The 12271-nt window shown below is 41.4% G+C and carries 9 protein-coding genes; 2 read left to right on the forward strand and 7 right to left on the reverse strand.

Features of this window, described 5'->3' with window-relative positions; translation table 11 throughout:
* Positions 1 to 14: 14 nt before the first annotated feature.
* The 7 genes from fdhF to ilvB form a co-directional block, all read right to left on the reverse strand.
* A complete protein-coding gene (fdhF, locus tag EKM93_RS09680; RefSeq protein WP_125715388.1) occupies positions 15 to 2594 on the reverse strand; it encodes a formate dehydrogenase subunit alpha in 2580 nt (859 codons plus the stop codon).
* Entirely contained in the window at positions 2594 to 3883 is a 1290-nt protein-coding gene (locus EKM93_RS09685) for an NADH-ubiquinone oxidoreductase-F iron-sulfur binding region domain-containing protein (protein ID WP_125715389.1), read from the reverse strand. Before EKM93_RS09685 ends, fdhF begins: the two co-directional genes overlap by 1 nt.
* 15 nt (positions 3884 to 3898) lie before the next feature.
* Entirely contained in the window at positions 3899 to 4393 is a 495-nt protein-coding gene (locus tag EKM93_RS09690; protein ID WP_125715390.1) for an NADH-quinone oxidoreductase subunit NuoE family protein, read from the reverse strand.
* Positions 4394 to 4995: 602 nt separating this feature from the next.
* Entirely contained in the window at positions 4996 to 5598 is a 603-nt protein-coding gene (locus EKM93_RS09695) for an ECF transporter S component (protein ID WP_125715391.1), read from the reverse strand.
* 89 nt (positions 5599 to 5687) lie between these two features.
* Positions 5688 to 6470, reverse strand: coding sequence for an ABC transporter ATP-binding protein (locus EKM93_RS09700; protein ID WP_125715401.1), 783 nt, complete (start codon positions 6468 to 6470; stop codon positions 5688 to 5690).
* A gap of 108 nt (positions 6471 to 6578) precedes the next feature.
* Positions 6579 to 7598 (reverse strand): ketol-acid reductoisomerase, encoded by a 1020-nt coding sequence (gene ilvC, locus EKM93_RS09705; RefSeq protein WP_125715392.1) that lies wholly within the window; start codon positions 7596 to 7598, stop codon positions 6579 to 6581.
* A gap of 88 nt (positions 7599 to 7686) precedes the next feature.
* On the reverse strand, positions 7687 to 9399 hold the full coding sequence (ilvB, locus tag EKM93_RS09710) for a biosynthetic-type acetolactate synthase large subunit (RefSeq protein ID WP_125715393.1): 1713 nt from the start codon (positions 9397 to 9399) through the stop codon (positions 7687 to 7689).
* Positions 9400 to 10122: 723 nt separating this feature from the next.
* Here ilvB and EKM93_RS09715 point away from each other — a divergent pair.
* Positions 10123 to 10806, forward strand: a complete 684-nt coding sequence (locus EKM93_RS09715; protein ID WP_164507058.1) for an isocitrate lyase/phosphoenolpyruvate mutase family protein — start codon at positions 10123 to 10125, stop codon at positions 10804 to 10806.
* A gap of 94 nt (positions 10807 to 10900) precedes the next feature.
* Positions 10901 to 12175, forward strand: a complete 1275-nt coding sequence (gene ilvA / locus EKM93_RS09720) for a threonine ammonia-lyase IlvA (protein ID WP_125715395.1) — start codon at positions 10901 to 10903, stop codon at positions 12173 to 12175.
* Positions 12176 to 12271 lie beyond the last annotated feature (96 nt).

Raw genomic sequence — 12271 nt, forward strand, 5'->3', positions numbered from 1 at the left:
AGTGACGCATTAGTTTAAACCGGTTCAATGTTAATGGCACACACTTTATAATCTGGACATCTCGCAATATCATCCGTCATTGGATTGGCTACAATATTGGCATTCCCATCTGGGAAATGGAAGGTCATAAAGGCAGCATCTGGCAATACCCGTTGACCCACATTGGCGTAGGTTTCCAAAGTCCCCCGCCGCGAGCTAACTCTGACCCGATCACCATCTTTAATACCTAATTCATCCGCATTCACTTGATTCATTTCGATATAAGATTTGTCACGGCCCAAACCGGCTAATTCCGTGATGCCTTCAGTTCTTTCTGAATAAGCCCGGGTATTATAATGATACAATTCCCGACCTGTGGACAAAACAAATGGATACTTATCATCCGGTAATTCTTTTGCTGGATGATATGGTAAAGCCATGAATAATCCTTTGCCCCGCGTAAATTCATGCACATGCATAATTGGTGTCCCAGGATCATGAACATCTAGACATGGCCATTGCAAACCATTTGGATTTTCTAGCCGATCGAAGCTAACCCCACCGAATGTTGGTACTAATTGGGCGATTTCATCCATAATTTCAGAAGCTGAGTTATAGTGCATTGGGTACCCCATTGCTGTGGCAATTTCGGTAAAGACGTCATAGTCTTGTTTCACACCACTCAATGGTTTGATGGCTGCCCGTACTCTTTGAATCCGCCGTTCTGTATTCGTGAACGTCCCATCTTTTTCAAGATAGCTTAACCCTGGCAAAACAACATCTGCGTATTCTGCCGTTTCGGTCATGAACAATTCATGGACCACTAAGAATTCTAAGTTTTCCAAATCATGCCGTACTTCATTCGTGTCCGGATCGGTCACAATTGGATCTTCCCCGAAAATAAAGAGCCCTTTAATCTTACCTTCACCAGCTGCCGGCATAACTTGCGTGGATGTCTTCCCGACATTTGGATTTAATTTTGTACCCCAAGCTTCTTCGAATTTTTCAACAACGCCTGGTGTATTTAATTTTTGATAACCTGGGAAATCAAATGGGTCACAGCCCATATCACAAGCACCTTGGACATTATTTTGTCCCCGCAATGGATTTACCCCACAGCCAGGTTTGCCTAATTTACCAACCAATAAGGCCAAATTAGACATGCTCATAACGCCTTCAGTCCCGTAAGAATGTTCAGTGACACCTAAACAATAGATTAATGGGGCTTTCTTTGCTTTAGCATACATTTCAGCAGCTTCTACAATTAAATTGGCATCAATCCCACAAATTTCGGCAACTTTTTCTGGTGTGTAATCAGCGACTAAAGCTTTGATCTTGTCAAAATCTTCTGTCCGTTGCTCGATGAAATTCATATCTGCTAAGCCTTCTTCAATGATGACATGCATCATCCCATTGATTAAGGCGATATTCGTTCCGGCTTTAAGCTGTAGATGCAGCTTACTATTTTTAACTAAATCAATATTTCTTGGATCTACAACGATCAATTTAGCCCCATGCTGGACAGCTGATCTGATTTGTACCCCAATGACAGGATGGGCTTCAGTTGTGTTAGACCCGATCAATAAGATGGCATCTACATCTGTTGTAATATCTTTGATCGTATTGGTCATCGCCCCACTGCCTAGGGTCATCCCCAAACCATGAACGGATGGCGCATGACAAACCCGGGCACAGTTATCTACATTATTGGTGCCAAAGGCCGTTCGAACCATTTTTTGTAAAACATAATCGTCTTCATTTGTAGAACGAGAACAAGCAAAACCAGCTAAGCTGTCTGGGCCATATTTTGTCTTTAATTCTGTGAATCGTTTGGCAATATAGTCAATCGCTTCACTCCAGCTAACCTTTTCAAACTTACCATTCTTTTTAATTAATGGCTTAGTCAAGCGGTCTTTAGATTGGGCAAAATTAAAGGCAGCAAACCGGCCTTTGACACAAAGTAAGTTTTTGTTAGCCGGGCCATTTGCAGGTTCTGCATCCACAATCTTACCATCTTTAAGGACCATATCAATTTGACAGCCGGTCCCACAATATGGACATGTTGTCTGAACGGTTGTGGTTTCCCATTTCCGATAGCTCTTATGGTTTTTAGTAGTTAAAGCACCGGTCGTACAAACTGCGACACAGTTCCCGCAAGATTCACAAACAGACTTATCCCAAGTATCACCATAACCTGGAATAATTCGCGTTTCGATACCTCTGCGGCCCATACTTAAAACATCCCGACCTTGCCGCAAATGACAAACTTGCACACATTTACCACATAGCAAACATTTTTCAGGATCATATTCAAAGAATGGATTCGTACAATCAATTTTGTGATCTTTAATTTTACGGCCGTGGAAAGTCGTATGCATCATACCGGTTGCTAAAGCTTCTTTTTCTAAACCGCAATCCCCATCTTTTGGACATTCTAAACAGTTCAAATGATGATTACTGATTTCCAAATCAACGATGAATTTCCGGGCATCTTGCCGTTTTTCTTTCTTATCCCGGGTATCTTCTTGCTCTAGGTTAACGGCCTCTGCCAAATTGCTGTATTGATTTAACATTGGTTTAATAGTTATTTTTGGACGATGATCAACTGTTCCCATTACCAAGGCACCTCCTTGACGACTTCCGCTTGCCAATCTACACCTGCTTTAAACTCTTCAGGAAAAGCAGCCATTGCACTAAAAATTGGATTGGCAACAACTTGCCCTACAAAACAAGACGCTTGACTGGCCACATGATCTACCATATGGGCTAACCGGGTTAAATCCCCTGGTACGCCTTCTTGTTTTTGTAATGTTTGTAAAGCTTCATAAATCCGAACTGTCCCAATACGACAAGCCGGACATTTCCCACAAGATTCATCCATAAAGAAGCGTGCTACTGGCACTAAGTAATCTAAAATATTAACTGCTTCTGTGGCCGCTACAATCGCCCCTGTGCCCATTGTTAAATGTTCAGCCTGTAAGGCTTCTGGGCTATAAATTAAATCTGTTATATTTTCAGCAGGTAAAATCATCCCTGACTGACCGCCTAAATGGATAAACTTAAATGGCGTCCCATCTTGGCTGCCGCCGCCAAATTCTGGATCATTTAGAATCGTTGTCAATTCAAGCCCAATTGGTACTTCAAACAGACCGCGATTTTTAACTTGCCCGGTCAAACAAACTAATTTGGTCCCGCCGCTTTCACTAGTTCCTAAACTCTGATAAGCTTTGGCCCCTAACCGATAAAGTACTGGTAAATTCGCAAAAGTTTCCGCATCTTCTACTAAAGTTGGCTGTTTATAAAAACCAGCTTTAGTTGGCGTTACCCGGCCGCCTGGGCGCCCAGTAGCACCACTCATAGCGTTAAATAAGGCAGCTGGTTCTTGGCACACATAAGCCCCTGCACTTTCGCTGATTTTAATATCAAAATCAAAGCCCGGTACATCAAAAATAGATTTACCCAATAAATGGGCTGCCCGGCAATTCTCGATGGTCTGCATCAATTCTAAAATCAAGTCCCGGAATTCACCCCGAACATAGATGTAACCTACTTGAGCATGGGTTAAATAAGCCGCAATGGTCATCCCTTCGATGACCGCTAACGGATCTGACCGTAATAATGCCTTATCTTTAAATGTCCCTGGTTCACCTTCATCGGCATTACAAATGATGTATTTTGTCTCAGCTTCATTCGTCAGAACTTCTTGACAATCTACCGCAACATTGGTGCCATTCCCACTACGACTCCATAGCGCCCCTTCAATCAATGTATTTAGATTTTGAGTTTCTGTTGCATCCAGCACTTGATTCAAACCTTCATAGCCTTGTAGCTGTTCATACGCCGCAACGTCGGTTATATCTTTTACACGACCAAAGCGACTCGTTAAAGGTTGTCTTGTAATCATTTTTTTGCCACCGCCTTACAAAATATCGTCGAAGTGACCGGCTTTTAAGTCCGCCACCAGCTGCTGAATCTTATCTGTCGTTAGATTTGGGAAGATGTGATCTTTAATTTTGATAAAAGGTGCTTGCTCACAGGCCCCAACACAAGCCACACCTTGATAAGCCAATAACCCATCGTCTGTAACTTGTCCTTCATCAATGCCTAAAATCTGATGCAATGTTTTTTCAATGAAGCCATTATCGCTAACGGCACAAGGTGCACTGTGGCAAAAAGTTAATACGTAACGGGCTTGTGGCTGTTCATTTAAAGCCGGATAATAACTGACTAATTCGTAAATATTTGCCAGTGTCAAACCTACATAATCTGCCACCAAACGCGCGGAAGCTTCATCAACATAGGCGTCTTTTGTGGCTTGCTGTAAAGTTAGTAAAATATTTACAGCAGCATCCGGTTCAGGTTCAAAGCTATGGATAAGCGCTACTTTTTTAGTTAGTGTCATCGTATTGTCCATTAAATTTTCGTCCTTTCTTCAATACAATCTGCTACGTCTTTAAAGCCATCTCCCAACACTTTTAAATATTGCCTATCTAAAAATTAGTAATATCTAATAATTATTTTTTAGCATACTTTAGCGCACCGCAAACGAACATTTTCACAGTATTATTAATCGTCAATATGTATAATAAAATTATCTCCAAATGCAAAAAACAACAAAACAAACGTCCTTTCAGCTTCAAGTTATATAAAAAAATGGAAAGCGTTTCCTATACGACACCTATTATAGAGCGATTACAAAATTCGTCAAATATTATATCCTCTAACTGAGCCAAAATTTTTATGGATAAAAAAATTATGATGATTTTATAAGAATTTATGATCGCTTTGTGAGTATGCTCAATTATGAATTATTAAATACGTCTCATACGAGCAGTAATGGTGGGCGCTATAACGGCCCACCAAAAATTGAAATTAATGGGTTTTATTACTTAAGTCATTTACCTTAAAAATTTATATCTATTTATGATATTATTAAGTTTTTTTAGAATAACAACCTAAAAAAACCAGATCAACTTCAAAATATAGAAAAGTTAATCTGATTTTTTTATTAAAATGCTATTTTTCTTTTTTAAATCGTAACAACGGTGTTCCAATTAATGGTACTAATACCCCAGCCGTAACTGCCTCAATAATTGAATTAATCCCAAAAACAGTTAATAAGAAAATCAACAAGTTGGTATTACTGCCACCGCCTCGTGCTGCCCCGAATAAAGCATTAGGGTCGTGCTGGAAAAAGATAACCGTCAGCAATAAAACAAATAATGTGTTGACTAAGGCGCTGCCCACGCCGGTAATACTCAAACTAACCGCTTTTTTCAGCTTCGTTTTTTGATAAAAAACATTAAACAATAACCCGGCCGCAATCCCTACCAAAACCCGAGGAATAATGGCAATTGCCGGATTGGTGAACAGTAAAATGGTCAGTGGCGAGGCCGGCGAGGTGTACGCGCGAAATAACGACAACAACCCCCAGACCAATCCTAAAATTGCCCCATCTCTAGTGCCTAAAATAATGGCACCCAACGCTACTGTAATATGCACCGTCACAATTTGTAGCCCACCAGGAATCACAATTGGAATATAAACTTGTAACAAGATTAAAGCCGACAGCAGCCCCAAAATACTGATTTCAAAAGCTGTGCGCTTTGTTTTACCCATAATTTTAAAACCCCTAACTTCATCAAAATATAACCTAATAAAGCGTATTATACCAAGGGTTTGCCTTAAATAACATAGTTAGGCCCAAACTATTTAGGATAGACCGCAATTCTAGAACCACTAATTTCTTGAACTGCGATCGGTTTTTGATAAAAGCTAGACAAGCTTTCTTCAGATAACAAGGCCTGCCGTTGCCCCATGGCCACAGTTTCCCCACCACGGAGCAATAACAAATGATCAAAGATTGGCAAAATTTCCTCAGTATAGTGGGATACCAGTAACAACGCCGGACTGTTCGGCCGCTTGGCAATATTTTGAATCCGACTTAACAGCTCTTCACGGGCAAATAAGTCCAAGCCGTTACAAGGCTCATCTAAAATTAATAACTTCGGTTGCGTCATCAAGGCTCTGGCAATCAAGACCAGCTGCCGTTCTCCTTGGGACAAAATAGCATAGGGTTTGCCCAATAGTTTTTCACCGCCCAAATCGATCAATGTCTGCTGCGCTTCAGCCATTTCTGTTTTAGTATAGGCTTGATAAATACCAATACTGGCAAATTTACCGGATAAGACAATCTCATCCACCACATCCCCGGCATGCAGTTCATCTTGCAGTGCCGTACTCACCCAGCCAATCTTCGTTTTTAATTCAGGGATATTCACATGTCCAAAAACACCGCCTAAAACTTCTAGCTTACCGGTCGTCGGCCAAAGATCCCCGTGAATCATTTTGAGCATTGTTGTTTTCCCAGCCCCATTTAACCCTAAAATTGCCCAGTTTTCTTTTGCTTGCACTTGCCAAGAAATATGCTTCAAAATTTGGCGGTCACCTCTTGTCACAGATACATCTTTAAATTCTAAAATTTTATCTATTTTGATCGGCCTTTCTATGCAAAACGGCCGGTAAAAGACCAAAGTCTTCAGCCAGCCGTTACGCTAAAATATTTTTGTGGCAGTATTTTATGAGTCGCTTAATAAACTCTAGTTTTGAGGTGTGCTGTATTTATCAGCATCTTTAACGAATGGCATCCGTTGACGCAATTCAGCCCCTACTTCAGAAAGTTGAGATGTGGCAGAACGTTCCCGCATCTTCTTCAATTCTGGGAAGCCAGCACGGTAGTCATCCATGAAGTCTTTAGCAAATTTACCATTTTGGATTTCAGTTAAGGCATCTTTCATGGCTTGTTTAGATTCAGGACCAACGACTTTAGGGCCGATAACATAAGAACCGTATTCAGAGGTGTTAGAGCAATCTGCATACATCTTGTTGAAACCACCTTCATAGATCAAGTCACAGATTAATTTCATTTCGTGTTGTACTTCAAAGTAAGCTAATTGTGGAGAGTAGCCAGCTTCAGTCAAAACTTCAAACCCGGTTTCGATCAAGGCTGTAACGCCACCCATCAAGACATTTTGTTCACCGAACAAATCTTCTTCAGTTTCTTCTTTAAATGTTGTTTCAAGTAAACCGGCTCTAGCAGCACCATTGCCCTTAGCAAATTCTTTAGATAAGTCTTCAGCATGGCCAGAGTAATCTTGGAAAGTGCCATATAATGCTGGTACACCAAAACCTTCTTTGTATGTACGACGACACAAGTTACCAGGACCTTTAGGGGCCATCATAACAACATCAACATCTTCTGGTGGCACGATTTCTTTGTAATGAATATTAAAGCCATGAGAAAAGCCTAAAACATTGCCTGCTTCTAAATTAGGCGCAACGCTGTCTTTATAAATATCAGCCATATTTTCATCAGTTGTTAACATTTGGATCCAGTCCGCTTGTTTCGCAGCATCTGCTACACTGTAAACATCAAAGCCGTCTTTTTTGGCATTGTCAAAAGATTTCCCTGGACGAACACCGATAATTACATCATATCCGGAGTCACGTAAGTTATTCGCTTGGGCGTGGCCTTGTGCCCCATAGCCGATAAAAGCGATTTTCTTACCTTGCAAATAGTTTGTGGTTACATCCTTTTCATACAACATTTCTACATTCATAATAATGCCTCCAATAAGATATAATTTTTTTGATTTCATCTATGATCAAGCTCATCAAAATCGAATTTAATTAAGCGAGATACCTTTTTTACTGATCTAAACCCATCATGTCATCATTGGCACAGCCTGGGGCGATCATTGGATATACTTGTTCAAAACTTGGAATGGTTACATTGATTAAAGCAGGGCCTTTTTCGGCAAAAATTGCTTTTAATGTTGGTTCCAGAGCCATCGGTTTGGTTAATTCATAGTAGGCTACATCATAGGCAGCCGCTAATTTTTCAAAATTAGGCTGATGGGTAAACATTGTCTGTGAGCGATGATGTTGATAAAACTCATCTTGCCATTGACGGACCATGCCTAAGGTCTTGTTGTTCAGCAGAACAATCTTGATATCTAATTGTTCCGTTGCTAAAACTTCTAACTCTTCACTCGTCATCTGGAAACCGCCATCCCCAACGAATAAAACAACGTCGCGATCGGGATGGGCATATTTAGCCCCAATTGCCGCAGGGATACCAAAGCCCATAGTGCCTAAACCACCAGAAGTAATCAACTGTTGTGGATAATGGAACGGATAAAACTGTGCTGTCCACATTTGATGCTGACCCACATCAGTAACGACCATCGCTTGTCCGCGGGTTACTTTGCCTACCGCTTCAACGACTTCTTGGGGCTTAAAGAAACTATCACTTAACCGATAATGGTAAGGATGCTGCCGTTTACGCTGTTGAACTAAGCGTAACCAAGGTTGGGAAGGATAATTGGCAACGGGTTGCTGCACCATGAATTCCAAAGCAGCTTTGGCATCTGCAACTGCGGCATAATCCGTTTTAACAATGCGATCAATCTCATTAGGATCGATATCGATATGCGCAATTTTGGCATTTGGTGCAAACTTAGCCACATTCGGTACTAAGCGATCGTCAAACCGAGCCCCAATATTTAATAAGAAATCGCACTCTTGAAACGTCATATTGGCCGCATAAGTCCCGTGCATTCCGCCCATACCTAAGAATAAAGGTTCCTCATTTGTCAAAATACCTAAGCCTAATAAGGTCGCAACTGCTGGTGTTTGCCACTGATGGACAAAGGTTTTGGCTAAAGTACCCGCCTGCGCTGCACTGACACCAGCACCTAAGAGTAATAACGGCTTTGTTGCGCTTCTTAAACCGGATAAAATCGCCTTTAAAGAGGCTTTTTGGAATGCTGACAAATCGGTTTCATTGCGGTCCGTACTTGGTGTTGTCCGCTTTGTTGGGACGTCAATTGCCGCTGCCATAATATCTTTTGGCAAATCCACCACAACCGGCCCTTTACGACCAGTCTGTGCAATTGTAAAGGCCTGATCCATAATTTGTGCCAATTGACTGACTTGCCGAACTTGAAAATTGGCTTTTGTCACGGCTTTTGTCATGCTGATGATATCTAATTCTTGAAAAGCCTGTGTCCCAATCGCGTTGGTTCCAACTTGGCCAGTCAACACAACTAATGGCGTGGAATCCATCATAGCATCCGCAATGCCAGTAATGGCATTAGAAGCGCCCGGGCCGCTGGTAACACAGATGACGCCGGTTTTCCCAGTCGCCTTAGCATAACCTTCAGCTGCATGGGCCGCACCTTGTTCATGTCGTGTTAAAATATTACGAAATGACGATGTGTAAAGTGTGTCATACACCGGTAAAACAGCCCCACCAGGATAGCCGAATAATAGTTCAACATTATGATCGATTAGCGATTGAATTAAGACTTCTGCACCATTAACCTGACTTTGTTTTGCATTTGGCTGTTTTGCTAGCATAATATCTCATCCCTCCATAGTTGTTAGATTATGAGTATAATTGCAATTAGATTAAAAATAGATTAGATATATAATCTAAAAACAACTATTTCTCATTTCTTATGACTGCTATTTGTTCTTTTTATCAACAATACATTTTTACATACACCTCATAAACCCCTATGTATCAGGCATCTAATTTGGATTGGCTTAATCATATACGAGAATTGTTAATTTGTAAATGGTTAATTTTAAATTAGATTATGATTATATTTTTTTAATGTCGTGCTGATGTGAATTAAATTTAAACGGTAATTCATAAAATGTCAACTATTTTTTATCAAATAGGGGAATTCCCTTATTTACAAAATTTAAATCGGTTAAATCAGTGTTTTCAGCCCATTTCTACTATTTATCCGACCAAAAAATAACTTTTATATCTTTTTGTTGACAATTGATGTGAGTGTGCTATATTTAGATAAATTAAAAAATAATTAAAAGCAAAATTGGAACGAGTAAGTTTTGTGCCATTTACAGAGAGCCTTGCTTCCGCTGTAAAAAGGTATTGGCCTAAACTGAAGGTTACTCCACTTACATAATTCATTTATGTATGACATTTTATGCAAGCTAGATTTCTAGCATGAGGCAGCGTAATGCTGCAAATATAAGGTGGTACCGCGCAGTTCGCGCCCTTTGATAAATCTATCAGAGGGCCTTTTTTGTTTAAGAAAGGGATGTTTTATGATGTCAGCACACATTATTCCAGCCGCATCAAACGCACTTATGCTCAAACACTTCGAATCGCAAGGTTTCGACCGAGTGTACTTAGACAGCCGTTTAGTTAGCACCCAACTCCTTGGGACTTATGATACGGATTTATTAAGCACAACCGCTTATTTAAACTATGTGCAACGTTTAGCCGCCGTGACAAAAATGGCTGTCATTGCCGACATCCCTGATAATGTTGAATTATGGACATTACCAACAACCATCCAAGCCTTACAAAAAATTGGTTGCCGCCAAGTTATCCTTAGTGACGCCAATTTAGAAAATGCTGAAGCTTTGGATCAAATTTTAACAAGCGCACAACAAGCTACAACTGACGAAAATTTTGAAATTATCGTTAAGTTAGATGGCTTTATTAACTATGGCCTTGATGAATTACAAACAAGAATTGATATTGCCCAAGCCAATGGCGTGAACCACATTCTAATTAGCAACATTACGAATGGGGACATTGCCATTATTAAGGCCGTCGCTACAACGGCCTTAATCAGCTTAATTATTGACAACGCAAATATTAATTATTGTGGTGCTGAACAGCTTAATCCCGAATTCATCTTGGACACGTACCATGTCTATGCCGGTCTAACGCGCGCAGCGAGGACGATCAGTCAAGATATGGTGTTGAAGATATTCATGGGCTAGTTTAAATGACTGGTTACTAAAGGGGCTATCTGCTAAGTGCAGGTGGCCCTTTTTTTAATATAAATTTTTAAAAATAAATTGAGGATGTGATCAAATGACTACGAATACAGCAAATAACGTTTTAACCGATACCGCCATCGTAAAAGCATATGAGGTGTTAAAGCCCATTGTGGCCCATACGCCCTTACAATATAGCGACTATCTATCCCAAAAGTACAACTGCCAAGTTTATTTAAAACGAGAAGACCTTCAAGCCGTCCGTTCATTCAAAATCCGTGGGGCTTATTACGCCATCTCCCAAACACCCGAAGCCGATCGAAAAAGAGGTGTGGTCTGTGCCAGTGCCGGCAACCACGCCCAAGGTGTTGCTTGGACCAGTGCGCAACTGGATATCCCCGCAACGATTTTTATGCCAACCACCACACCCCGGCAAAAAATTGATCAAGTTAAGTTTTTCGGCGGCACCAATGTCACCATCCAATTAACCGGAGACACTTTTGATGCGGCTAACTCCGCAGCTGAAGCCTTTTGTGCCGATCATCATCAAACTTTTATTGCGCCATTTGACGACTTGAATACCATGGCCGGTCAAGGGACATTAGCCGTTGAAGTGTTTAACGACGCCAAAGACAAAAATATTGACGTTGATTTCTTATTTGCAGCTATCGGTGGTGGCGGCTTAGTCAGCGGCATCAGCACCCACACTAAAGCCGTCAGTCCCACCACAACCGTTGTCGGTGTTGAACCCAGTGGTGCCAGTTCCATGGCTAAAGCCTTTGCCAACGGTCACCCCGCTGCCCTAGACACCATGGACAAATTCGTAGATGGTGCTGCCGTTAACAAAGTCGGTGCCCTAACTTACGCCACTTGCCAAGCCTATGTCGATCGCCTAGTCGCCGTTCCAGAAGGCCAAGTCAGCGCCACCATCCTCGACCTTTATAGCAAATTAGCCTTAGTCGCAGAACCCGCTGGCGCCCTGAGTGTTGCGGCTTTAGAAACCTATAAAGATCACCTGGCCGGTAAAACCGTCGTTTGTGTCATCTCCGGTGGTAATAACGACATCAATCGTATGCAAGAAATCGAAGAACGCGCCCTAATCTATCAAGGCCTACAGCATTACTTCGTCGTGAATTTCCCCCAACGCGCCGGTGCTTTGCGGGAATTTGTTAATGAAGTCCTCAATCCTGACGACGACATCACCAAATTTGAATACACTAAAAAAATCAACAGCGGCAAAGGCCCCGTCCTCATCGGCGTCCGCCTAGGTAACGCTGACAACCTAAATCACCTCCTGACAGAACTTAAAAACTTTGATCCAAAATACATCAATCTACAAGAAAACCAAACCCTATATCACATGCTCGTCTAGAGCGCGACAAAAGACGGGTTGATTTTGAGCATAGCCTAGGCTAACGCCGTGAGCGGTCTTCGCTTACAAGTTAGACGTAGCTAAGCGCAGAAATCA

Origin of the sequence: Agrilactobacillus yilanensis, assembly GCF_003946725.1 — a bacterium.
Lineage (GTDB): Bacteria > Bacillota > Bacilli > Lactobacillales > Lactobacillaceae > Agrilactobacillus > Agrilactobacillus yilanensis.

Bases quoted from the DNA above. Each gene is read 5' to 3' on its own strand.
- fdhF (WP_125715388.1), bottom strand. From the start codon at position 2,594: ATGGGAACAGTTGATCATCGTCCAAAAATAACTATTAAACCAATGTTA.
- EKM93_RS09685 (WP_125715389.1), bottom strand. From the start codon at position 3,883: ATGATTACAAGACAACCTTTAACGAGTCGCTTTGGTCGTGTAAAAGAT.
- EKM93_RS09690 (WP_125715390.1), bottom strand. From the start codon at position 4,393: ATGGACAATACGATGACACTAACTAAAAAAGTAGCGCTTATCCATAGC.
- EKM93_RS09695 (WP_125715391.1), bottom strand. From the start codon at position 5,598: ATGGGTAAAACAAAGCGCACAGCTTTTGAAATCAGTATTTTGGGGCTG.
- ilvC (WP_125715392.1), bottom strand. From the start codon at position 7,598: ATGAATGTAGAAATGTTGTATGAAAAGGATGTAACCACAAACTATTTG.
- ilvB (WP_125715393.1), bottom strand. From the start codon at position 9,399: ATGCTAGCAAAACAGCCAAATGCAAAACAAAGTCAGGTTAATGGTGCA.
- EKM93_RS09715 (WP_164507058.1), top strand. From the start codon at position 10,123: ATGTCAGCACACATTATTCCAGCCGCATCAAACGCACTTATGCTCAAA.
- ilvA (WP_125715395.1), top strand. From the start codon at position 10,901: ATGACTACGAATACAGCAAATAACGTTTTAACCGATACCGCCATCGTA.